This is a genomic window from Streptomyces asoensis (genome assembly GCF_013085465.1).
GTDB classification, from domain to species: domain Bacteria; phylum Actinomycetota; class Actinomycetes; order Streptomycetales; family Streptomycetaceae; genus Streptomyces; species Streptomyces cacaoi_A.
In genome coordinates this window covers 122,327-144,981 of sequence record NZ_CP049838.1, presented here as the reverse complement: position 1 = coordinate 144,981, position 22,655 = coordinate 122,327, and the positions used below count along the sequence as shown (strand labels likewise).

The 22,655-nt window shown below is 73.8% G+C and carries 16 protein-coding genes; 9 read left to right on the top strand and 7 right to left on the bottom strand.

The genetic code is table 11. The annotated features are described in order from the left end of the window. Positions 1-89: 89 nt before the first annotated feature. Positions 90-515 (top strand): transposase, encoded by a 426-nt coding sequence (locus tag G9272_RS00655; RefSeq protein WP_171394685.1) that lies wholly within the window; start codon positions 90-92, stop codon positions 513-515. A 183-nt stretch (positions 516-698) separates the two neighbouring features. Here G9272_RS00655 and G9272_RS00650 read toward each other — a convergent pair whose 3' ends face one another. Then, entirely contained in the window at positions 699-1,307 is a 609-nt protein-coding gene (locus G9272_RS00650; protein WP_171394684.1) for a TetR/AcrR family transcriptional regulator, read from the bottom strand. Between the two features lie 57 nt (positions 1,308-1,364). On the opposite strand from G9272_RS00650, the gene G9272_RS00645 reads away from it, so the two are divergent. Beyond that, positions 1,365-2,264: an alpha/beta fold hydrolase gene (locus G9272_RS00645; protein ID WP_171394683.1), complete on the top strand. Its 900-nt coding sequence runs from the start codon at positions 1,365-1,367 to the stop codon at positions 2,262-2,264. A gap of 687 nt (positions 2,265-2,951) precedes the next feature. Here the strand turns inward: G9272_RS00645 and G9272_RS00640 are convergent. Further along, positions 2,952-5,243 carry a (Fe-S)-binding protein gene (locus G9272_RS00640; protein ID WP_171394682.1) on the bottom strand — a complete coding sequence of 764 codons (2,292 nt, stop codon included), beginning with the start codon at positions 5,241-5,243 and terminating at the stop codon, positions 2,952-2,954. 712 nt (positions 5,244-5,955) lie between these two features. Between G9272_RS00640 and G9272_RS00635 the strand changes: the two genes are divergently transcribed. Both G9272_RS00635 and G9272_RS00630 read left to right on the top strand, forming a co-directional pair. Then, positions 5,956-6,114: a hypothetical protein gene (locus G9272_RS00635; RefSeq protein WP_171394681.1), complete on the top strand. Its 159-nt coding sequence runs from the start codon at positions 5,956-5,958 to the stop codon at positions 6,112-6,114. A gap of 739 nt (positions 6,115-6,853) precedes the next feature. Beyond that, entirely contained in the window at positions 6,854-8,605 is a 1,752-nt protein-coding gene (locus tag G9272_RS00630; protein ID WP_171394680.1) for an FAD-dependent monooxygenase, read from the top strand. Here G9272_RS00630 and G9272_RS00625 read toward each other — a convergent pair. Continuing rightward, a complete protein-coding gene (locus G9272_RS00625; protein WP_171394679.1) occupies positions 8,598-9,266 on the bottom strand; it encodes a ScbR family autoregulator-binding transcription factor in 669 nt (222 codons plus the stop codon). The genes G9272_RS00630 and G9272_RS00625 overlap by 8 nt on opposite strands. 251 nt (positions 9,267-9,517) lie before the next feature. Between G9272_RS00625 and G9272_RS00620 the strand changes: the two genes are divergently transcribed. Then, a complete protein-coding gene (locus tag G9272_RS00620; protein WP_171394678.1) occupies positions 9,518-10,447 on the top strand; it encodes an NAD(P)H-binding protein in 930 nt (309 codons plus the stop codon). On the opposite strand, the gene G9272_RS46045 is transcribed toward G9272_RS00620, so the two are convergent. Both G9272_RS46045 and G9272_RS00615 read right to left on the bottom strand, forming a co-directional pair. Then, complete coding sequence (locus G9272_RS46045; RefSeq protein ID WP_367398532.1) at positions 10,339-10,953, bottom strand: pentapeptide repeat-containing protein; 615 nt, start codon at positions 10,951-10,953, stop codon at positions 10,339-10,341. The genes G9272_RS00620 and G9272_RS46045 overlap by 109 nt on opposite strands. An 88-nt stretch (positions 10,954-11,041) precedes the next feature. Further along, positions 11,042-12,043 carry a ScbA/BarX family gamma-butyrolactone biosynthesis protein gene (locus G9272_RS00615; protein ID WP_171394677.1) on the bottom strand — a complete coding sequence of 334 codons (1,002 nt, stop codon included), beginning with the start codon at positions 12,041-12,043 and terminating at the stop codon, positions 11,042-11,044. Positions 12,044-12,754: 711 nt separating this feature from the next. Between G9272_RS00615 and G9272_RS46040 the strand changes: the two genes are divergently transcribed. Next, positions 12,755-13,030 carry a carboxymuconolactone decarboxylase family protein gene (locus G9272_RS46040; RefSeq protein ID WP_367398531.1) on the top strand — a complete coding sequence of 92 codons (276 nt, stop codon included), beginning with the start codon at positions 12,755-12,757 and terminating at the stop codon, positions 13,028-13,030. Between the two features lie 777 nt (positions 13,031-13,807). Here G9272_RS46040 and G9272_RS00605 read toward each other — a convergent pair. Next, on the bottom strand, positions 13,808-15,286 hold the full coding sequence (locus G9272_RS00605) for an FAD-dependent monooxygenase (RefSeq protein ID WP_171394676.1): 1,479 nt from the start codon (positions 15,284-15,286) through the stop codon (positions 13,808-13,810). A gap of 920 nt (positions 15,287-16,206) precedes the next feature. Here G9272_RS00605 and G9272_RS00600 point away from each other — a divergent pair. Beyond that, positions 16,207-17,043, top strand: coding sequence for an AfsR/SARP family transcriptional regulator (locus G9272_RS00600; protein ID WP_171401759.1), 837 nt, complete (start codon positions 16,207-16,209; stop codon positions 17,041-17,043). Positions 17,044-17,361: 318 nt separating this feature from the next. Here the strand turns inward: G9272_RS00600 and G9272_RS00595 are convergent, their stop codons facing one another. Continuing rightward, positions 17,362-18,375, bottom strand: coding sequence for an IS200/IS605 family accessory protein TnpB-related protein (locus tag G9272_RS00595; RefSeq protein ID WP_367398530.1), 1,014 nt, complete (start codon positions 18,373-18,375; stop codon positions 17,362-17,364). A 191-nt stretch (positions 18,376-18,566) separates the two neighbouring features. Between G9272_RS00595 and G9272_RS00590 the strand changes: the two genes are divergently transcribed. Together G9272_RS00590 and G9272_RS00585 are read left to right on the top strand one after the other, a co-directional pair. After that, positions 18,567-19,592: a BTAD domain-containing putative transcriptional regulator gene (locus tag G9272_RS00590; RefSeq protein ID WP_171394675.1), complete on the top strand. Its 1,026-nt coding sequence runs from the start codon at positions 18,567-18,569 to the stop codon at positions 19,590-19,592. A 992-nt stretch (positions 19,593-20,584) separates the two neighbouring features. Beyond that, positions 20,585-22,009: a condensation domain-containing protein gene (locus G9272_RS00585; RefSeq protein WP_171394674.1), complete on the top strand. Its 1,425-nt coding sequence runs from the start codon at positions 20,585-20,587 to the stop codon at positions 22,007-22,009. Positions 22,010-22,655 lie beyond the last annotated feature (646 nt).

Sequence of the window (22,655 nt, the reverse complement as noted above, 5' to 3'; positions counted from 1 at the left end):
TAACCCGATCTTGTTGAACGGTCCTGGTCGGGCGTGACTGTTGTGACGGTCTGATCGTTCGGGTGGGTGTGACGACTCGGCCGTGGATCGTGGACGACGACTTGTGGGCGCTGATCGAGCCGTTGCTGCCGCCTTGGCCCGAGCGGTCTCCGGGGCCGAAGCCGGTGGCGGACCGGCTGTGTCTGGAGGGCATTCTGTATGTCCTGCACCAGGACGTCGCTTGGCAGCTCCTGCCCCTGGAGCCGGGGTTCGGCTCGGGGCAGACCTGCCGGCGGCGCCTGGACCGCTGGCAGCAGGCAGGCGTCTTCGACAGGTTGGACCGCATCCTGCTCGCGGAACTGAACGCGGCCGGCGAACTCGACTGGACCCGCGCGTGCGTGGACGGCACCCACGGCCGCGCCAAGGAAGGGGAGACGCGACCGGCGATGGGAACGACGCCTCGAACTCCACGACGCCTTCGTCTCCCTGGCTTGCAGCTTCATCTGCTGGCGACGCCTCAAGAAGGCCCACCATGACCCTTTTACGAGCTCCAAGAGCCCGAAGACCGAGGCGGCTCAGGTCAGCTCCTTCCCCCGGTGGGGCGATCGAGTCGCCCGGGTCGGCTCAGCCCCCAGTAGGGCTGTGCCGAGTCACTTCCTGCCGAGCCGCCGGCTGCCCCAAGGTCTCTGTAGCTCCATTGGCGACGGAGTCGTTCCCGCCTATCGCGGCCCCGACGGTTCGGCCGGTCGATTCGGCAGAGCCTTGGCATTCTTGGCGGCGGCTGCCGCGACGGTTGCCAGGTCTTCGCCCGAGAAGCCGGCGCGGCTCAGCACCGCCAGAGATTTGTTCGTCGCCAGCGTGCACAACGCCAGCTCTGCCGCCTCCTGCTCACCAGCCCCCGTCGCCAGCAACGCCTGCTCCAGCCTCGCCCGCAAACCGTCGATCATGGCGCGGACCATCGCCCGGCCCTCCGCGTCAAGGGCCGGGAACTGCGTTGCCGACACCGTGAGCAGACAGCCGTCCGGGACCGTCGGGTCGGCGATACGGTTCAGGGCGACCTGTAGGAAGGCGGCCACAACGGCGCTCGGGCTCGGGTGGGGCCCGGACAGCGCCTGCTCGTACAGCGGGTGGTAGGTCTGCGCGTACCGCTGGAGGCTTTTCCGGAAGAGGGCGCTCTTGTCGCCGAAGGTGCCGTAGAGCGAGCCCCGGCCCAGGCCCGTGCCCTCGGTCAGGCGATCGATCGAGGCCTCCGAATAGCCCCAGCGCCAGAAGACGTGCATCGCACGTCGTAGCGCCTCGTCCACGTCGAATTGCTTGCGGCCTGCCATGGTCCGTCAGCCTACACATCTTGTACCGATCATTCAAAGATGGGTATGGTCGCCGGCATGACAAGCTTGCGTTCGCTGCAACTGCCTGACGGATTCCTCGACTTATTCACCAGCCGGCTCGTGGAGGTGAACGGGCTGCGGCTGCACGCGGTCACCGGTGGAAACGGCCCGGCGCTGCTGCTGATCGGCGGGTGGCCCCAGACCTGGTACGCCTGGCGGGAGGTGATGCCCGCGCTCGCCCGCCAGCACACCGTCGTCGCCGTCGACTCGCGCGGCGCCGGGCTCTCCGACAAGCCCGACGACGGGTACGACGCCGGCACGCTGGCCGCCGATCTGGTCGCGTTGATGGCCGCGCTCGGGCACGACCGGTTCGACGTGGTCGGCCACGACATCGGTACGTGGACCGGATACGCCCTCGCCGCCGATCACCCCGAGCGGGTGGGCCGGCTCGCCATCCTCGAAGCAGTGATCCCCGGTCTCACGCCGTCCCCGCCGTTCTTCGGCCCGGCCGCGGTCAACCTGAAGCTCTGGCAGTTCGGCTTCAACCGGCTCACCGACCTCAACGAGGAACTGGTCCGGGGACGGGAGCGGCTCTTCTTCGGCTGGCAGTTCGCCAAGAAGGCAGCCACCCCGGACGCGATCCCCGCGTACGCCGTCGACGTCTACGTCGATGCGATCGCCGCGGATCCTCGCGCGCTGCGGGCGAGCTTCGCGTACTACCGGGCGCTGGACGAGACGATCGCGCAGAACGAGCAGCGCAGCAAAACCCGGCTGACGCTGCCGGTGCTCGCCGTCGGCGGCGCGCTGTGGAGCGGCGCGAATGCCGCCCAGACGATGCGGCTGGCGGCCGACGACGTCACGGGGGTCGTCCTCGACGACTGCGGCCACTACCCGGCCGAGGAGCAGCCGGCGCGGTTTGTCGAGATCCTGGAGGACTTCCTCGCGGCCAACCGGTAGCAGGCACGCCACACGGCTGAACTTCGCGAACGACAGGCGGAGCTTCACAAACTCCGCTACGTCGCCGAGCAGGCCTTCGCCCTCCTCCACCAGTTCAAACGCCACGCCATCCGATGGGAACGACGCCTCGAACTCCACGAGGCCTTCGTCTCCCTGGCATTCAGCCTCATCTGCTGGCGACGCCTCAAAAACGCCCACCCATGATCCTGTTACGAGCTCTTAGGGCTTACGGGGCCTCTGGTGACGGTTTGACCTACGGCGGTTCTCGGCCCTGACCATGGGCGCCGAGAACCCCTCTCATACAGGGCCAAGAGCGAGGACATGACTTGGCAAGGTCGCGCCGGGTCGTCCGAGGGCGGCCCGGGTGTTGCCGCGGGCCAGGTGCAGACAGGCTGTGGCGATGGCCCGGCCCGCTGCCGGTGTGCACACGCTGAGGGGTGTGGTGGTCGGCGCGAAGGGTGACTTTCACGTTGTCAGCAACACCCCGGTTTCCAGCGGCGAGTTGCTGAAGTGTCCCGGTGTCCTGGCCTGCTTCGCCTTTCCCGTCCGCGATCACCAGCTGAGTAACGGTCTGAGTGAAGTGGTTGTGGTGGTCGGTTCGGGGAGGTTCTGGGCCTTTTTTATCGCGTCGGGTGGTTGGTGTGTGGTGGGTGGTGTGTGGTGGGTGGTGTGTTGGTGGTCTGCCGTTTATGTGGTGGGTTGTGGTTGGGGTGTGTTCTCGGTCTGCGCCTCGCCCGCCGGGGGCTCGTCGTCGACCGGGGTCTTGACCGACTCCAGCAGCAGCTGGGAGACGTCCACGACCTGGATGGACTCCTTGGCCTTGCCCTCGTTCTTCTTGCCGTTGACCGAGTCGGTGAGCATGACGAGGCAGAAGGGGCAGGCGGTGGAGATGATGTCGGGGTTGAGGGAGAGGGCTTCGTCGGTGCGTTCGTTGTTGATGCGTTTGCCGATGCGTTCTTCCATCCACATGCGTGCGCCGCCGGCGCCGCAGCAGAAGCCGCGTTCTTTGTGGCGGTGCATCTCCTCGTTCCGCAGACCCGGGACATTGGCGATGATCTCGCGCGGAGGCGTGTAGATCTTGTTGTGGCGGCCGAGGTAGCAGGGGTCGTGGTAGGTGATGAGGCCCTCGACCGGGGTGACGGGGGTGAGTTTGCCGTCGTCGATGAGGTGCTGGAGCAGCTGGGTGTGGTGGATGACCTCGTAGTCGCCGCCGAGTTGGGGGTATTCGTTGCCGATGGTGTTGAGGCAGTGCGGGCAGGTCGCGACGATTCTTTTCGCCGATTTCGGCTTGCGCGAGGCCTCGGTCACCTTGCCGTCGTCGCCGGTCTCCTCGCCGAACGCCGTGTTCAGCGCCATGACGTTCTCCATGCCGAGTTCCTGGAAGAGGGGCTCGTTGCCGAGGCGGCGGGCGGAGTCGCCGGTGCACTTCTCGTCGCCGCCCATGATCGCGAACGTGACGCCGGCGATGTGGAGGAGTTCGGCGAAGGCTTTGGTGGTTTTCTTGGCGCGGTCTTCGAGGGCGCCGGCGCAGCCGACCCAGTACAGGTAGTCGACGTCGGTGAGGTCTTCGATGTCGCGGCCGACGACGGGGATGTCGAAGTCGACCTCCTTGAGCCACTCCAGGCGCTGTTTCTTCGCCAGCCCCCAGGGGTTGCCCTTCTTCTCCAGGTTCTTGAGCATGGTGCCCGCCTCGGACGGGAACGCGGACTCGATCATGACCTGGTAGCGGCGCATGTCGACGATGTGGTCGATGTGTTCGATGTCGACGGGGCACTGCTCGACGCAGGCGCCGCAGGTGGTGCAGGACCACAGCACGTCCGGGTCGATGACGCCGTTCTCCTCGGCGGTGCCGATCAGCGGGCGTTCGGCCTCGGCCAGTGCCGCGGCGGGCACGTCCGCGAGCTGCTCGGCGGTCGCCTTCTCCTCGCCCTCCATGTTCTTGCCGCCGCCGGCGAGGAGGTAGGGGGCTTTGGCGTGCGCGTGGTCGCGCAGCGACATGATCAGCAGCTTGGGGGAGAGGGGCTTGCCGGTGTTCCAGGCGGGGCACTGGGACTGGCAGCGGCCGCACTCGGTGCAGGTGGAGAAGTCCAGCAGGCCTTTCCAGGAGAACTGCTCGACCTGGGAGACGCCGAAGACGTCGTCGTCGCGGGGGTCGGTGAAGTCGATTCGTGTGCCGCCCGATGTCATCGGCAGCAGGGCGCCCAGGGCGGTGGCGCCGTCCGGGTTGCGTTTGAACCAGATGTTGGGGAAGGCCAGGAACCGGTGCCAGGCGACGCCCATGTTGGTGTTGAGGGCGACGACGATCATCCAGATGAACGAGGCGGCGATCTTCAGGCCGGCGAAGAAGTAGGTGAGGGTGTGCAGGGTGGAGGTGTCGAGCTCTTCGAGGCGGGTGAGCAGGGGGTAGGAGATGAAGAACGAGGCCTGGTAGCGGGGGATGTGGTGCTGGGCGCCTTCGAGGGCGTGCAGGACCACGATGCAGATGCCGACGGTGAGGATGACGGCTTCGACGAAGTAGGCCTGGCCGGTCTTGGAGCCGGCGAAGCGTGACTTGCCGTCCGGGCGGCCGGCCCGGTTCAGCTGGCGGACGGTGATCAGGGTGATGATGCCCAGTGCCGTCATCGTGCCGAGGAACTCGACGAAGACGTTGTAGGGGGTCCAGTCGCCGATGACGGGCAGGAGCCAGTCGGGCCGGAAGAGCTGGCCGGCGGCGTTGACGATGGTCAGCAGCAGTGTGTAGAAGCCGACCGCCACGAACCAGTGCGCCACCGCGATGACGCCCCAGCGGTTCATGCGGCTGTGGCCGGCGAACTCGCGGACGACGGTGAGGGTGCGTGTGAGGGGGCGGTCGGTGCGGGTCCGGGCGGCGGCCGGCTGGCCGAGCGTGATGAAGCGGTAGATCGCCAGGACGGCCCGGCCGAACAGTGCGACACCGACCACGATGAGGACCAGCGACACGATGATCGCGGCGAGTTGCATGGGCGGACTCCTCGAACCTGCGAAAACGGGACTACCGAGCGGTAACATATGTGGTCGGTCCGAGACTACCCATTTCCCGGGCCGTGCTGTAGCCGGGGGGCAGGGTGATCTGCGTCGCTGAACGGCTTGTCCCGCCCGCCGTCGCGGCCCGGTAACGGGGCTTGTGCGGCTGGGGAGTTGGCGGATCGTGGCCGGGCGGGCGCCGGTATGCGGCGGGGTCCGTGCGCCGGGGTGGCTCGAGCGGCTGTGGAGCAGATTTGAAGCGCGCGCCGGGCCCCGCCCCCTGTCCGCCTCGCCGGCCCTGTATCCGTGCCCGCATGCCCGCATGCCCGCATGCCCGCATGCCTGTACGGCTGTACGTGCCTTCGGCCCGGCCGGTGCCTACGCCCGCCCTTCCGGCTCCGCCTGTGTCCTGCCGGTCTGCGCCTGCCCGTGCCTCCGGCCCCGTGCCTGTGTCTGTGCCTCCGGCCCCGTGCCTCCGGCCCGCCCGGCATGCCGTCCCGGCCCTGCTGGGGTTGGGCCGCGAGACGATCTCGATCACGAGAGGGGAACGGCGGGGGTCGATCGCGTCACCGGCGGCTGCTGCTTCCTCCTCGTCGGTCACGATGAGGTCCGGGACCCTGAGGACTCCCAGTGCGGCGTCCTCCGCGTCGGTCTCCAGCATGAGGACCAGATCCGCCGCCAGCTGAGGCTCCAGCCGGGTGCGCAGCCGGTGCGCGACGGGCTGGTGCTGCTTTTCCGGCTCATCACCAAGCAGCTGGCCTCGGCTGATTTCGGGCCAGGCCAGGGGGGCGGGCTTGTCGAAGGGCTCACGGAACTCACGCAGGTGGTGGTAGATGTCCTGTTCCGTCATGCCTGCCACCGTGCATGACGGAATCATCATCGTGCGTGCTGTGCGGACCTCGTGCCGGACCGTCTGAGCTGTTGAAACGAAGCCGTCGGCGGGCGCGGGTGGTGCCGCCCGCGACGCGGTCCGCCGGGCCGCAGGAGGTGTGCAGGTCAAGGCCGGAGGCGACGGTGTGGGTGCCGGCGGTGCCCGCTTGCCGGGGCTGTTGCCGGTCCGGGCCGAGGCGGCCGGGACCGGCGGTGGGAGGCGCGGGCGGGATGGCCGGTGGGGTCCCTGATGTGCTCCGGGCGGCTGTGGGGCAGGGGTGGTAGTGAACCGTCCGTCCCGTATATTTTCTGTCCTGTTCGTGTGCCGTGGGCGGCCCGGTCGGTGGGGCGGGAAGCTCGTGCGGGCCGGGCGGGGGCCCGGGCGGCCTGGGAGCGGCTGCGGGTCCGCCGGCCTGGCCCGCGGCTGCGGGAGCGCCGGCCTGGCCCGCGGCTGGGGGGCTGGCGGCCTGGGCAGGCGCTTTGCTCCGCCGCCGGTCCGCCGGTCCGCCGGTCCAGGGCCTGCCGGCCTGGCGGCCTGGCGGCCTGGCGGTGGCGTGGGGGTGTGCCGGGTGTGGTGGTGGCGGGGTATCCGGCCCCGTCCGGATCATCCGGTGCGTCCTGCCTCCACGGCCGGGCAGTCCCTGGTGGTGGGTGGTGTTTTTCTGCTCTCCGGCTGCTGTCCGGTCGGTGATACTGGCTCCCGGCGTGGGCCGGGGACGAAGGAGGGGGTCCGGGGTATGGCGGGGGATGTGCGGGCGCAGGTGGTGGTGGTGGGTGGGGGGCCGGTCGGGCTGCTCCTGGCGTGTGAGCTGGCCGGGTACGGGGTGCGGACGGTGGTGGTCGAGGCGCGGGGGGCGGTGAGCGGGCAGCCGAAGGCGACCACGCTGCATGCGCGGACCGTGCAGTGTCTTGCCCGGCGCGGTCATCTCGGTGTGCTCGCGGATGCGGGCGCGGATGTGGGCGCGGAGGCGGGGGAGGGGCCGGGGCCGGGGGAGGCCGCGGGCGTGACTGTAGGTGCGGGTGCGGGTGCGGGTGCGGGTGGGGTGTCGGGGGGGAGTTCTTTTCATTTTGCGGGGATCGGGGGGCTGGTGATCGGGGCGCCGGCGGGGGAGCCGCGGGCGGTGGTGAAGTGTGCGCAGGAGGATCTGGAGCGGTCTTTGGAGGAGCGGGCCAGGGCTGCGGGTGCGGAGGTGCGGCGTGGGTACCGGGTGAGCGGGGTGTGGCAGGGGCCGCAGGGGGTGCGGGTCGAGGCGCAGGGGCCGCACGGGCCGGTGTGTTTCGTTGCCGGGTATGCGGTGGGGGCGGACGGTGCGCGCAGTGTGGTGCGTGAGCTGGCGGGTTTCGGCGCGCGGACGTATCCGGCGACGGTGTCGGCGATGGCGGGGGATGTCCGGCTGGGGCAGGCGGACGCGCTGCGGCCGGGCTGGCACCGCAGCGGGCGCGGCTGGATCCTGGCCAAGGACGCGGGCGGCGGTGTGATGCGCCTGCGCACGCTGAACTGCTCGGGCGCGCACCCGGCCCGGCATGCGCCGCTGGATCTGGAGGAGCTGCGCCGGGAGGTGTCCTTCATCGCGGGGCGTGACATCGCGATGGACGGCCCGCGGTGGCTGAGCCGGTTCAGTGACTTCTCCCGGCTGGTCTCCTCCTACCGCAGGGGGCGGATCCTGCTGGCGGGGGACGCGGCGCACGTGCATTTCCCCATCGGCGGCCAGGGCTTGAGCACGGGTCTGCTGGACGCGCTGGGCCTGGGCTGGAAGCTGGCGTTCACGGTGCGCGGCAGGGCGGGCGAGGACCTGCTGGACACCTATGGCGCGGAGCGCCGGCCCGCCGCGCAGCGGGTCATCGACCACACGCGCGCCCAGCTGGCCCTGATGCGGCCGGATCCCGGACTCGACCCGCTGCGCGCGCTGTTCGGCGAGCTGATGGCCCGCGGCGGCGCGGAGGGCACGGTCCTGGCGTCCATGGTCAGCGCCCAGGACACGGTGCTGCCCGCGCGCGGCGCCGGCTCCTCGCCCTGGGAGGGGCGTTTCGTGCCCAACGCCGCGCTGAGCACGCCGCAGGGCCGCACCGATGTGACGGGCCTGCTGGCCGCGGGCCTGCCGCTGCTGCTGCTCTTCGGCGAGCGGGCCGGCCGCTATGCGCGCCAGGCGCGGCCGTGGGCACAGCTGGTGCGGGTGGTGCGGGCCGCCCCGGTGCCCGCGCTGGACTGCGAGGCGCTGCTGGTGCGCCCCGACGGGTATGCCGGCTGGGCGGCGGGGGGCGGCGCGCTGGCCCCCGCCCTGCGGGCGTACTGCGGCCCGGGCACCCCGCCCCCCGGGGACACGGCGTCCGGGGACACGGCACCCGGGGACGCGGCGTCCGGGGGTGCGGCGTCCGGGGGTGCTGCGGACTGCGGGCAGGCCGGGGGTGATCCGGCGGCCGGCGGGCAGGTGGCAGGCGCGGCGGGCGGCGGGCAGGTGGGGGATGCGGCGGCGGGCGCGGTCAGCTGACGGGCGCCGGGTGCTGCGGGGTGCGCAGGCTGTCGAGTTCGGCGTGGACGAAGGCTCCTCTGCCCTCGGTGATGTCCACCGCGGCGAGTACCGAGGGCACCACGACGCTGGGCAGCACGTGCCGCAGCAGGGCGGTGACCCGGTGCGGCAGGTCCTGGTAGTTGGACATGGCCTGGGACATGGCCTGCACGCCGGCGAACGCCCCCACCAGGACGTCGGCGGTCTCGGCGGGCACGATGTGCGGCATCAGCTCGCCCTGCGCCTGCGCCTGCTCCAGCAGGGCGATACCGACATCGCTCCAGCGCAGGAACGGGCCGCTGCGGTCCAGTCCCTGGGTCTGCTGGTCGAGCGCGAGGCGGACACCGGCCCGCACCAGGGGGTCGGTGCGCAGGCGGTAGGCGTGCAGGACCACCGTGTCCACCAGCTGCTGGACCTTGCAGGCGCGCAGCGGGATGGGCAGGTCGTGGTCCTGCTCGTGGATCACCCCTTCGGCCAGGTCCTCCTTGGAGGGGAAGTGGAAGTACAGGGCGCCCTTGGTCACCCCGGCGGTGAGGAGGATCTCGCTGATCGTCGCGGCCTGGTAGCCGCGCTCCTCGAAGACCTTGGCCGCCGCCGTCAGGATCGTCTGCCGGGTGCGGATCGCCCGGTCCTGCTTCACCAATTCCCGGCCTCCTTCTCGTCGATGAGCCCGGAGACCCAATAAAAAACCGTCCAGTTCGTACATTACAGGGGGTGTGTTTCGAACAGCACCCCCGGATGTACTGGATTCAATGGAACCGCGCAGAGATCGCGGCGGGAGCGGGGAGGACCGGGCGTGCGGGACGACGGGGCACAGGCGCCGCAGGCGCTGCGGGCGGCGGGGGCGCGGCAGGGGCTGCGGGTGCTGTGGGCGGCGGGGGCGGGGTGGGCGGGATGATCCTGGTGACGGGTGCCACCGGGACGGTGGGAGGGCAGGTGGTGCGCCGGTTTCCCGCCGGGGTGCGTCTGCGTCTGATGGCCCGGGACCCCGCGAAGGTCACGGGCGCGCCGGCTGCGGCCGAGATCGTCGCCGGCGATTACGGGGACCCGCTCTCGCTGGCCCGGGCCCTGACGGGGGTGCACGCCGCGTTCCTGGTGACCACCCGCGCCGGCGGCGGCGACGACGCGGCGTTCGCGGCCGCCGCGCGGCGGGCCGGTGTGCGGCGGCTGGTGAAGCTCTCCGCGGCGGCGGTCCTGGACCCGGGGGCCGACGATTTCATCACCCGCTGGCAGCGTGCGGGCGAGGAACAGCTGCGCGGCTGCGGCCTGGAGTGGACCCTGCTGCGTCCGCGCGCGTTCATGTCCAACGCCCTGGGCTGGGCGGCCTCCGTGCGCGGCGAGCGCACCGTGCGCGCCCTCTACCCGGCCTCGCCCAACGCCTGTGTGGATCCCCGTGACGTCGCGGAGGTCGCCGTGCGGGCCCTGACCGAGGAGGGACACGCCGGACGCGCCTACACCCTGACCGGGCCTCAGACGCTCACCGCGGCCGGGCAGTGCGAGCAGCTCGGCCGTCTCCTCGGGGTCCCCCTGCGGCTGGTGGAACTGAGCCCCGCCCAGGCCCGCGCCGCCTGGGCCGCACGCTATCCGGAGCCGGTCGCCGACGCGCTCCTGCACAGCGCCGAACGGCAGCGGGCGGGCGCCAAGGCCCAGGTGGAGGACACCGTCCGCGCGGTGACGGGCCGTCCGCCCCGCACCTTCGCACAGTGGGCCGAAGATCATCTGGAGGCCTTCGCCCCGGCCGGGCAGCAGCCCGCGGCGCCCGCCGCGCCCGCCGGGGACCGCCTCGCACGCCCGGTACGCCCCGGCAGCCCCGGCACGGCGTGACACGGCACCGGCCCCGCAGGACACGCCCGGCACACCGGATCCCCTCTCCCGGGGCAGCGTCTGCCGGGGCACGGCCCGCCGGGGCACGGCCCGCCGGGGCACGGCCTGTTGGAGCACCCTCTGCGGGGGCACCGTCCGCCGGAACACCGTCCCGCGGAACACCGCCCGCCGTGACGCCGTCCGCCGCAGCAGCACCCCGCGGGGTGCTGCCCGCCGGAGCACGGCCTGCCGGAGCACGGCCTGTTGGAGCACCCTCTGCGGGGGCACCGTCCGCCGGAACACCGTCCCGCGGAACACCGCCCGCCGTGACGCCGTCCGCCGCAGCAGCACCCCGCGGGGTGCTGCCCGCCGGAGCGGCCCGCCGGGGCACGGTCCCCCGGGGCACGGCCTGTTGGAGCGCCGTCTGCCGGGGGGGGTGCTCCCCGGAACACCGCCCTGCGGAACACCGTCTGCCGGAACACTGTCTGCCGGAGCGCCGCCCTGCGGAGCGCCGCCCTGCGGAACACCGTCTGCCGGAGCGCCGTCCGGCCGGGCGCCGTCCGGCGGGGTGCGGTGTGCCGGGGTGGTGCTGTGCGGGGCGCGGGCCGCGGGGGGTCATTCGGCGGGCGGCGCCATGGTCACGGTGGACCGGAACACCGGGGTGCCGTCCTGCTGGGCGGTCACCAGGACGCTCTCCTCGTGTTCGGGGCGCGGCGGCGCGGTGCGGTGGGCCTCGACGGTGCAGGGCGTGTCCAGCTCGACGTAGCGCAGGAACTCGCTGGTGATGCCGAGCGGCAGGCAGGCGCGGCCCAGTGTCGCGGCCGTGGCCTGGCGGGCGGCTTCGAGCAGCACCATGCCGGGCACGTGGTCGACGGGGTGGTCGAAAAGCACGGGATGGCGGGTGTCCACCCGCAGCTGCCAGCTCCCGGGCCGGCCGGCGGGGGACAGGACGACGTCCACCGGTGACATCCGGCCGACGCTCTGCGGGGGTTCCGGCGCGGTCAGGGCCAGCACCCGGGGCCGCCCGCCCGCCGCGAGCCGGGCGGCGCGCAGCCGCCGGTAGACGGCCGGCGCGACACAGGTGAACGAGCCGCCCCCGGTCGCGGCGAGGTGGCCCTCACGGTAGATCTCCACCGTGATGCGGCAGCCGGTCAGGGCGCCGCCGCGGCGCCGTTTCACCTGCGAGCACGTCACGTCGACGTCCAGCGAGGCCGGCGCCAGGCCGACCCGCACGTGCGGGGGCCGCACCTGCACGTCCAGGTCCTCCACCAGGAGGTGATGGCCCAGCGGCACACCGAACTCGGCGTGCGCGAGCAGGATTCCGGTCTGCCGGATCGTCTCGGCGGCGATCAGCGGATCGTGGCAGCCGTCCACGGCGGCGAAGAAGCTGTGCCCGCGGGGCCACTGGGCGGCGACGGTGAAGCGGGACTCGTCCACCCGCGCCCAGTCGGTGAGCAGGACCTCGGCGACGCTGGCGCGGTGGACGAACTCCTTGGGCACGGTGGTGGTCAGGGACGGCGGGAGGGTGTCACCGGCCCCCATGGGCACGGCCGCGCCGGCCTGTGTGTGTGCTGCGCCGGATATCGCGCGGTGTATGCGGAACGCGCTCGCAGACATAGCTCCCCCTGAGCCGCCTCGGCCTTGAATTCCGAGGGGCAGCCCCCTCGGAAAAACGAAGATACATACCAGCCGGTTTACTTTCCACCGGGAAGGCGCGGCTCCGCCCGCACGATAAATGGAGTGATGTATTCCCGGATTTTCAAGTGATCATCTGCCAGGCCGTGAGGGTCCGGGAGCTGCGGGTCTCGGCGGCCGTGTTCTCCATGGCCCGAGGCCCGCCCGTGGCCGGCCGCCGGATGAGGGGTCCCGCCGGGTGCCGCAATCTCGAGCGATCCCGGAGCCGTTCTTGAGCGGGGCGGTGCGCCCGCCCCCGGGGGCGGGAGAAAGGAAAGGGAAGATCGCGTCAAACACCGGCCGGGCCCGGACTCCTCGTCCCCGGGCGGGCACTTCGGGCGCGGGCCCGGGGATGAGGCATTTCGCCCCGGGCGGTCACCACGGGGGCCGTGATCCGTCAGGGAGGTGAGGACGCATGAGGACACACCGAAGAGCGGATCACGCTCCGTGCCGAGGAGGAACCCGTGGGATCACGCATGCCCGACCCCGTTACCCTCGTCCCCGAACTGGCAGAGGTGGCGGGCGCGTTGTGCCGGGCCGGTGCGAACGGTTCGGTGCCGCAGGCCACGATCGGCCTGATCCGCCTGCGCACCGGCCGGCTCCTGGGCAGCACCTACGCGGCGCTGCGCGACGCGGCCGCCCTGCGCGGGGGAGTTGCCGGAGCGGATCGCGGCCGTGGCCACCTGGTGGGACGCGCCGTACTTCACCGATGCCGAGCGGGTTGCACTGGAGCTGGCGGAGGCGGTGCTCCAGCCGAGCACCTGGGGCGAGCGGGTCTCCGACGAGCTGTACACGGAAGTCGCCCGGCACTACGGCGACAAGGCGATCGCCACGCTGGCCCTCGTCATCGGACAGGCCGGTTTCTGGGGGGCGTTCGCCCTCATCGGCAAGCCGGTACCCGGCGCGGGAGCGGCCGGTCAGTGGCCCTGACCCCCGCCCGGGCCCCGAACCCCTGCCCGGGCCCCGAACCGCTGCCCCCGGCCCCCCGCCGCCCCCGGCCCGCCGCCCCCGGGCCGGAGCTCCCCGCGCCCGTCGCACCCGCCGCCTGCCGCCCGCGCCCCGGGTGGGGCCCGCAGGCCGTTCCCGGCACGTGGGGGCCCGGCACGTGGGGGCCCGGTTCGTGCGGGGCCGGGGGCGGGGCGGGGTCCGGCCCGGGGGCGGGCGGGTGGCGGCGTGCAGGTGGTGAGTGCACGCCGGGCGGGCGGGGGCCGGGTGCTGTTCCTCCGGGACGGGCAGGGGAGTTCGCCCGTCGCGTGATGCGGCGGGCGACGGCCCGGTCCGTCTTTGCCCGGTGCGCCCGCTCCTGGCCCCCGGTGGGAGAACCGCGCCCGGCAGGCAGGCAGGCACGTACCGGCCGTGCGGGGCGCGTATCCGGCCGCGGCCTGCCACGAAACGCTGGTGCTGCGGTGATCGGGCGGCGCGCCCGGGGGCGCCCGGTGTCGGCGGCGGACGGCACCGCCCCTTGCCTGCCGGAGCGATGTGCAGGGGCATCGGAGCGTTTCGGGCCGGGCCGGGCGCCCCCGGGTGTGCGGGGGCCCCGGCCCCGCCTGTGCGGACCCCGCGCACGCTGCGGGCCGCCGGGCCGCGGAGCGGGCGCGTGCCGCCAGAACGCCCGCTGCCGTTCGGGGCGTTCGGGGCGTTCGGGGCGTTCGGGCTGTCGGGCTGAGCGGTTGAGTCCTGGCGGCAGGACTCAACCGTGCTGGGTGCCTAGGGGCGGTCGGGGGAGCCGAACCAGCGGTGCAGGGCGGCGGTGAGGGTGTCCGGGTCGTCGCCGGCCCAGGCGATGTAGCCGTCGGGGCGTACCAGCAGTGCCGCGGCCTTGCCGAAGGTCTCGGGGGATTCGGGGGTGGCGGTGACGGAGGTGACCCGGTCCTTCCAGCCGGCCGCGGCCGTCCGCAGGGCGGGCGTGCCGTCCAGGTCGAGCAGGACTCCGAGTGCCGGGTGCAGCAGTTCGGGGGTGCGCACCGGGCCGCCCCCGGTGGTCAGTGTGCGCGGCGGCAGCCGGCGGCCGGCGAGCGGGTGGGCGTCCTCGCCGAGGTCGTAGCGGATGTCGATGTGGCTGACCGCGCCCGCCAGATGCCGCTGGACCTCGTCGAGGGTGAGGAGTTCGGCATACAGGTCGCGCAGTGCCTGGGACTCCTCGCCGCCGAAGATGGCCATTCCCTGGGCGCGGGTGTTGGCCAGCAGGCGGGCGCCGACCGGGTGGCGTTCGCCGTGGTAGGTGTCCAGCAGGTCCCCGGGCGCGGTGCCGCGGACGGTGGCGGCGAGTTTCCAGCCCAGGTTGACCGCGTCCTGCACGCCGGTGCTCATGCCCTGGCCGCCCACCGGCAGGTGGATGTGCGCGGCGTCCCCGGCGAGCAGGACCCGGCCCTGCCGGTAGTGGGCGGCCTGGCGGGTGGCGTCGGTGAAGGAGCTGACCCACAGGGCTTCGCCGGCTGAGATGTCCTCGCCGGTCACCCGCTGCCACGCCGCGGCGACCTCGGCGAATCCGGGGGCCCCGCCGTGGGCGTCCGGCGACGCGCCGTACTCGGACAGGATGATGCGGGCCACCCCCTCGGCCATCGGGAAGACCTGCACCAGGCCGCCCGGCAGCCGCTCGCCGAAGGGACGCGGACGCACCCCGGAGCCGGCCACGTCGGCGAGGTGCATGAGCTGGCTGCCCGCGGCGCCGGGGAAGTCGATCCCCGCGGCCCTGCGCACCGTGCTGCGTGCGCCGTCGGCGCCCACCAGGAACGCCCCGCGCAGCCGGCGCTGCTCGCCGGAGGGGGTGGCCACGGTGACGGTGACGCCGTCCGCGTCCTGTTCCAGGGCGAGGAACTCCAGGCCGCGGCGGATGTCGGCGCCCAGCTCGCGGGCCCACTCCTGCAACACCGCCTCGGTCTGGGACTGCGGGATGCCGCGGGCCCCGAAGTCGGCGTCCTCGAGGACGGTGTAGTCGAAGGGGATCCCGCCGAAGTGCCCCATCGGGCTGGTCTCCAGGCCGCCGAAGCGCGGCACGAGACCGCGCTGGTCGAACGACTCCAGCGCCCGGGTGGTGAAGCCCAGGGCCCGCGACTGGCCGGTGGGCTGCTCCAGGGCCTCGGCGACGATGACGCCCGCCCCGCCCAGGCGCAGTTCCCCGGCCAGCATCAGGCCGGTGGGACCGCCTCCGACGACGATGACGTCCGCGTCAAGCGTGGTGTCCATGTGAGTCCTCTCCTCGTGCGCTGCGGCACGGCGTTGTCACGTCGGTTGGTCGGTGTCGTCTTCGGACGGTCGCAGAGGGGCCGGTGACCTCACGGGAGGCGGGGCGGGCCGCGGGCGGTCCCGGTGCGGCGGATACGGGCGCCCGGCCCGGTGCCGCGGGGGCCGGGCCGGGGTGAGCCGGGGTGGGGGAGGAGGCCTTCGGCGTCCGCGGTCCCGCCACACCCTGCCCCATGATCCGCCCCGGGGCTCGAAAAGGGCTCAGGTCCGCCTGGAGGGGCCGCAGTTGCGCCCCGCGCCGCCCGTGCCCCCTTCCCGGCGCGGGAGGGACGGGGCTTGCGCCGGGACACCCCGCCCCGCCCGGGCGGCGGCGGGCGGGGCGGGGGCGGGGCGGGGGCGGGCGCAGCAGGCCCACCAGGTGCAACAGGCGCAGCAGGGGCGGCCGCACGAGGCCGGCGGGAGCGGGCGCGCGGACACCTCCCGGCGCTCTCGCGCCGCGGACGGCCACGTATATTGCCCCGGGCCGGCGGGGCCGCGTCCTGGCCGGATCCGGACGTGCCGGCGCGGACGGCACGGTCTGCGGCGGGCCTGCGGCGGGAAAAGAAGGCGCATGTTTCCAGCCGCACCGTTTTGGACTTCCGGTGGCTCCTTGTTTTCGCTGCTGGGTGCACCGCACAAGCGGAACTAGAGCCTCACCCTGCGGTTTCTCCTGGCGGGGGCAAGGTGAGGTGAACGTCAGTTTGATATGCGGCTGGCTGGATAGCGTCGCCACAGGGGGGCGACAGTCGTATCGCATTGACAAACCGACTGTGCTGTTTTTTTATCTGGGGGTTCGAGTGGCATGCAGAGCACCGGGTCTTCGGGTGGCGGGTTGTGAGCCGGCCGGAGATGGAGGTGTCGGGCCTGGACTCATGGGGGAGACCGTGGACATCGAAGTACTGGGTGCATTGTCGGTACAGGAGAACGGGGTGTCGGTCGTGCCGACGGCACCCAAACCGAGACAGGTTCTGGCGCTGCTGGCCCTGAACGCCGATCAGGTGGTTCCGGTGTCGGCCCTGGTGGAGGAGTTGTGGGGGGTGCTCCCGCCGCGCAGTGCGCGCACGACGTTGCAGACGTATGTGCTGCAACTGCGGGAGCTGATCGGGGTGGCGCTGGCACGCGGCGGGGACGAACGGTGTTCGGCCAAGGACGTGCTGGTGACGGTTCCCGGCGGGTACCGGCTGGTGACCCGGTCGGGCAGGGTGGACTTCCGGGAGTTCGAACGGCGTGCGGGTGCGGGGTACCGGGCGATGGACGGTGAGGACTACCGGGCCGGGGCGCGGTTGCTGGCCGAGGCGCTGTCGCTGTTCCGGGGGCCCGCGCTGGCGGATGTGCAGGCGGGCGCGCGCACCGAGATGGAGGGGCGGCGGCTGGAGGAGGCGCGGCTGTGCGCGCTGGACCAGCGGATCGAGGCGGATCTGCGGCTGGGCCGCCATCGTGAACTGCTGCCGGAACTGACGGTGATGGTCAATCAGTACCGGATGCATGAGAGCGTGCACGGCCAGTTCATGCTGGCGCTGCACCGCTCGGGGCGGCGCAGCGAGGCACTGGACGTCTATCAGCGGCTGCGGGCGACGCTGGTGTCCGAACTGGGTCTGGAGCCGTCGGCGGCACTGAGCCGGCTTCAGCGTTCGATCCTCATGGCACGCGCCGAGACCCCCGCACCGACGGGGGCGGCGGCGGAGGCCGCGGACCGCCGGCTGGTCGCCCGCCCCCACTGACCCGCGCTACGGCCGGACCGGGACACCCCGGCCCGGCCGTACCCCCGCGACACCCCGGAGCGCCCCGCGACACCCCGGCGCCGCGCGCAGCCCGCCGCCTTTCCGCTCACGCCTCCCGCGCACCGCGCTGTGCGGCTGCCGGCCTGCCGGGCCCGGAGCGCCGGGCGTTCGCGCGGCCGCCCGCGTGGAACCGGTCCAGCCCGGTCCGGTCCGCAGCGCAGCGGACGGCGCCCCGGTGCCGTCCCGGGAAAGGCCTCCGCAAGAGCGCGAGGCCCGCGGGAATCCGGCCGCCCGCCGCGGCAGGACCGGCAACCGTTCCTAGGGACTGAGCGGGAGTGAGTCCTGTTTCCAGGATTCATGTTCAGCCGAACGCCCCGGACGGTGTTGGGCGTTCTGGTTGCCCGCGTTCGTTCCGCGTCCGGCGCCGACGGATCGTGTCCGTGGTCCGGGGATGCGGGGGCGGGTTCCCTCACGCCCAAGGAATCCTGGTCCGGCCCGGACGGTCCGATGCCCCACCGCATCACTCCGGTGCTGTGGGGGCGGTGTCGTCCGTCGCCGGATCGGGTGTCCCTGGGCGCGCCTTCCGATCGCCACGGCGGCAGCATCGTGGCGGGTGGTTGTGCGGGTGGTGCTGGTGAGGGGTTTCTGCCAGTGCTGGGCGCCCCACCGGCTGGTGTAGGCCGGGTCCACGGCGATGACCGCGATCCCCGTCTGATCCGCCATCGAGGCCAGCCGGGCACGAAGCTTGGCGGTGGGCATACCGGAGATCAGCCGGCGGAAGCGTTTCCTGCGGCCGTGTTTCTCCCGGGTCTTCTCGGTGGTGAAGTCCAGGTCCTCCACCGCGACCGCCTTCACACCACAGACTCTGCTCCAGTGCAGCAGGCGGGTCAGGGCGTGGCGGATCTGGGCGTCACGGTGGTGGGCGGTGCCGGTCAGGTCGTAGAAGAAGCGGCGCGGGCTGCCGGTCGGGTTGCCGTGCACGTCCAGGCGCCAGGCGGCCAGGTGATCGGCGTTCATGTCGACACCGATCACGCCATGGGCGAGGGCGGCCTCGATCGGGATGGCCGGGGTGGGCGGGATCTGCCAGGACGCGGTCAGATACCAGCGCTCCCGGCCCGTATCCAAGTGAATGCGGTAGGCGACCGCCCGGCCGGCCGCGACGCGGTCCGCCCACTCCACGCCCCGGTGCGCGAACACGACCCGGCACGCCAGGACGTAACGGCCGTGCGGAGCGTTCGCCAGATACGCCAGCGGCGCGGGCAGTCTGATGCTCACCTCGCCGTCGGGGCTGATACGGATCGTCTCGTTGCCGTAGTGCTTGCCACGCGCCACGGGTTACGGGAATGAGGCCTCGCCCGGTCCGGCAGGCGGGTCCGCCCCAACCGGCCGCCGGGCAGCCGGAGTCGAGATCTGCTGGAGAATCGGTCCACGCGGGCCCGCGGCCCGCCGCCCGCTCCTGTATTCGCCCGGCGCGCCGACTACCCTGCCGGGAATCTCGTCGGACGTTGCGGTGCGAGGACGGCATGGAGTTTGGGATTCTGGGTTCCGTGCAGGTCTGCGACGCCCGCACCGGCCAGCGGATCGTGCCCGTGGGCGCCAAGCAACGCGCCCTGCTCGGCGCCCTGGTGGCGAAGGCCGGCCAGGTCGTGCCCTGCGAGCGCCTCGTCGACGAGCTGTGGGGCGAGCACCCGCCGGCGAACGCGGCCAACGCCCTGCACGCCCATGTGGCCCGGCTGCGCCGGCTGCTGCCGGTCCCCGCGCCCGGCCCGGGCACACGGCGCCACGAGGGGCTGGTGACCCGCCCCACCGGATACGTCCTGCGGCTGGGCGGCACCGACACCGACGCACGCCGCTTCACCCGCCTGGCCGCCGAGGGCCGGGCGCTGCTCGCCGCCGACCCCGCCCGCTCGGCCCGCCTGCTGCGCGAGGCCCTCGCCCTGTGGCGGGGCGCGGCCCTTCAGGGCAGCGGCCGCGGCGCCATCTGCTCGGCGGAAGCCGCCCTGCTGGAGGAGAGCAGACTCGTCGCCCTGGAAGCCCTGTACGACGCGTGCCTGCGCGCGGGGCACGGACGCGAGATCACCGGCGAGCTGGAGGAACTGACGATCGCCCACCCGCTGCGCGAACGGTTCTACGAGCTGCTGATGACCGCGCTGCAACGGTGCGGCCGGCAGGCGGAGGCCCTGCTCACCTACGAACGGGCGCGCCGCACGCTCGTCCACGACCTGGGCATCCAGCCGGGACCCACGCTGCGCCACCGGATGCAGGCCATCCTGCACCACCACGACCCCGACGGCAGCCTCGACCTTGACGGCCCCGGCCCCCACCCCGGCCCCGGCGGCAGCCTCGGCCTGCCGGTGCGGCCGGAGCCGGCAACCGGCCCTGCCGGCGGCGTGCCGGGCCGCGCCCCGGGCGACGACAGTGACGTGACGCTGCTGCGGGAGGAGATCGCCTGGCTGCGCCGGCGCGTCGAGCGGCTCGCCCAGGAGCAGCAGGACCTGCTCGGCCGCCTCGACCGCCTCATGCTGCGCGAGGCGTCCGGCCTGACCTGACCCTCCGCCACCTGCACCGGCCCGGCGGACGCGTGACGCTCCGGCACAAGACCCGCCCCCGGCTCCCGGCCTCCGCCCCCTCCGGCCTCCGCCCCCTCCGGGCCCTGGCCCCTGGCTCCCGGCCTCCGCCCCCTCCGGCCCCTGGCCCCTCCGGCCCCTGGCCCCTCCGGCCCCTGGCCCCTCCGGCCCCTGGCCCCTCCGGTCCCTGGCCCCCGGCTCCCGGCCTCCGCCCCCTCCGGCCTCCGCCCCCTCCGGCCCCTGGCCCCTCCGGCCCCTGGCCCCTCCGGCCCCTGGCCCCTCCGGCCCCTGGCCCCCGGCTCCCGGCCTCCGCCCCCTCCGGCCTCCGCCCCCTCCGGGCCCTGGCCCCTGGCTCCCGGCCTCCGCCCCCTCCGGCCCCTGGCTCCCGGCCTCCGCCCCCTCCGGCCCCTGCCCCCTCCGGCCCCCTGGCCCCTGGCTCCCGGCCTCCGGGCCCTCGCCCCGGCCCCGGCTCCTGGCCCCGGGGCCAGGAGCAGATGGGCTGCTCGGGCCGGCCGGTTCGCCGCCGGCCGGCCACGCGCCCGCCGCTCCGGGCGCGGGCACAGCGCCTCACCCGCGCCCGGCCCGCAGCGGCGGCCTGGAACCGGCGCCCGGCACCTGCGCGACACACCAACCCGGGTACACCAGCCCACCAGCCCACCAGCCCACCAGCCCACCAGCCCACCAGCCCACCAGCCCGGCGGGCGCGGCGGGCGCGGCGGGGCGGCGGGGAGGCCGCCGCCCCGGGCGGCGCGGGCGCGGCAGGGCCCGCCGGGACGCCCTCGCCGTCCGGCTCCAGCCGTCCGCAAGGCGTTCACGAGTGGTCCTCGAGCCGTGTCGCCGTGCCGTCAGGGCGCTGACGGGGGAGTCCTGCATGATGCGCCCGGGAGTGCCACACCCGGGTATGCCGCTTTCCGGGAACCCTGTGACCTGCGGTCCTGGCCCGGGTGCGGCAGTGACTGCGAGGAGGACGAGACATGGCGAGGTCGAGCCGCCGGCGCCGTGCATGGATCCGTACCGACCGCCGCCCCACAGCGCTCGCCCGCACGGCACGGCCGCCCGCGCCGGCGGCCCGGCACCAGTGCGACGCGCTGCTGGACTCCGTCGTGAACCGGTCCACCGGACGCCACGTGGAGCAGGCCTGGTGGCGCTGGTACGGGCCGCTGGACACCGAGCGGTTCACCGCCGCCTGGCAGTCCGTCATGGACAGAGAAACGATTCTCCGTGCCGCCTTCGAATACGCCCCGAAGCCACGCGTCGTCTTCCACCTGCACGCACGCGCCGAGGTCGTACGGCACCGCGCGGGCACCGTCGACTGGGACGAACTGCTGGAGCAGGACCGGCTGCACGGCTTCGACCTGAGCCGGCCCGGCCCGCTGCGCGTCACCCTCGTCGACACCGGCACCCCCGGCATCACCCGGGTCCTGCTCACCTTCCACCACGGGCTGCTGGACGCCCTGAGCGTGTCCGTCCTGCAGAACGAGTTCAGCCGCGCCTACCTCGGGGGCGGCGTGCTGCCCGGCGGTGAACGCCGGCCGGACGTGCGCGACTGGATGCACTGGCTGGAGTGCCAGGACGCCACCGCGGCACAGGACTTCTTCCGCCGGGCCCTGCCCGCGGACCCCCCCGCCGTGCTGCCCGCGCTGCCCGGCCCGCCCACCCGCCAGCACGGCCACGGCCGCGCCGAGGCCCGGCTGGCCGCCGCCGAGGCCGCCCGGCTGCACCGGTGGGCGGCCGGCCGGGGCCTGCCGGACTCCAGCGTGCTGCACGCCGCGTGGGCACTGCTGCTGTACCGCGCGGCGCAGGAGAGCGGACCCGTCCCGGTGGGCTTCGGCATCACCGTCTCCGGGCGCGGCATCCCCCTGGACTGCGCCGAGCGGCTGGTGGGACCGATGCGCGGCTGCCTGCCGATGACCGTCCCGGTCGAGGCCGGCCGGCCGATCGGCCGGCTGCTGGCGGCCCTGCGCGACCGGGCGCTGGACATGGCCGCCTACGAATGGGTGTGCGCCGGGCAGATCCAGGAGTGGACCGGCCGCCCGGCCCGCCAGCTGGAGAGCCTGGTCTGCCTGGAGCCCGCCCCCCGCCCGCTGCCCGCCCTGCAGGCCCGGCTCGCCGACGCCGGCATCCGCTTCGGGCACCGCCACGCCCGCGGCTCGCACTCCCTGCTGCCCCTCGCCCTGCTCGTGCGGGAGGGCGCCGACGGCTCACGGCTTCTCACCGTCGTCCACGACCGGGCCCGCGTCTGCGACGCCGACGCGGCCCTGCTGGCCGGCCAGTGCGCCCGGCTGCTGCGCCATCTGCCCACCCTCGACGGCGCCGAGACCGTCGCCGAGGTGCTGGAGCTGCTCGGCGAGGACGAACTGCCCCGGGCCGCCCCGGCCCGCCGCGCCGCCGGGCACTGACGGACCCGCGCGCGGACCGCCGCCCGCACACCCGCCCCGCCCGGGCAGGGGACGCCGCACTCCCGGGCGGGGCGCCCCCTGCCCGGCAGCGCCCCGGGGTGCCCGGCGGCGCCCGTCCCCGGGCACCCCGGGGCGCTTCGCCGTGTTTGACGACGGAAAGTCCACCTGATATGTGACCCGCGTCACTAGCGATGTTCCTGGCGTGGGGGCTTCACCCGTGTCACGATTTCCGCACGCCTTTCCTGCCCAAAAACAGTCGCACGGCAGGGAATTGGGCGCCGTGCCCGCCCCGCCCGTACGGGCGGAGCGAGCCCCCCCTTTTTTTTTCCGACCCACGCCGCCGGCGGCATCCCCGGCGGCCGGCGCCCCCTCCCGCACGATCGAGGCGGACAGACCGGCTGCCCTCCCGCGACCGCCCGCCCGCCGCCCGCCCCCCCCGTGCGGACACCGTGCGGACACCGTCCGCCGGCGGTGGACGCCGCCCGGCAGGGGCGTGAACGCACCCACCACCCGCCACCCGGCGCTGCCGAAGAGCGCCGGGCACCACCCGCCGGGCACCTGTCCGGCAGCCGGCTGCTCATCCCGCATGCCCGGACGGCCCCGCCGGCGCACCGCACACCCGCACACCCGCGCACCGGACGCCGGT

Coding starts and splice junctions, on each gene's coding strand:
- G9272_RS00650 (WP_171394684.1), bottom strand. CDS start 1,307: ATGGCAGGCCGCAAGCAATTCGACGTGGACGAGGCGCTACGACGTGCG.
- G9272_RS00645 (WP_171394683.1), top strand. CDS start 1,365: ATGACAAGCTTGCGTTCGCTGCAACTGCCTGACGGATTCCTCGACTTA.
- G9272_RS00640 (WP_171394682.1), bottom strand. CDS start 5,243: ATGCAACTCGCCGCGATCATCGTGTCGCTGGTCCTCATCGTGGTCGGT.
- G9272_RS00630 (WP_171394680.1), top strand. CDS start 6,854: ATGGCGGGGGATGTGCGGGCGCAGGTGGTGGTGGTGGGTGGGGGGCCG.
- G9272_RS00620 (WP_171394678.1), top strand. CDS start 9,518: ATGATCCTGGTGACGGGTGCCACCGGGACGGTGGGAGGGCAGGTGGTG.
- G9272_RS00615 (WP_171394677.1), bottom strand. CDS start 12,043: ATGTCTGCGAGCGCGTTCCGCATACACCGCGCGATATCCGGCGCAGCA.
- G9272_RS00605 (WP_171394676.1), bottom strand. CDS start 15,286: ATGGACACCACGCTTGACGCGGACGTCATCGTCGTCGGAGGCGGTCCC.
- G9272_RS00590 (WP_171394675.1), top strand. CDS start 18,567: ATGGAGTTTGGGATTCTGGGTTCCGTGCAGGTCTGCGACGCCCGCACC.
- G9272_RS00585 (WP_171394674.1), top strand. CDS start 20,585: ATGGCGAGGTCGAGCCGCCGGCGCCGTGCATGGATCCGTACCGACCGC.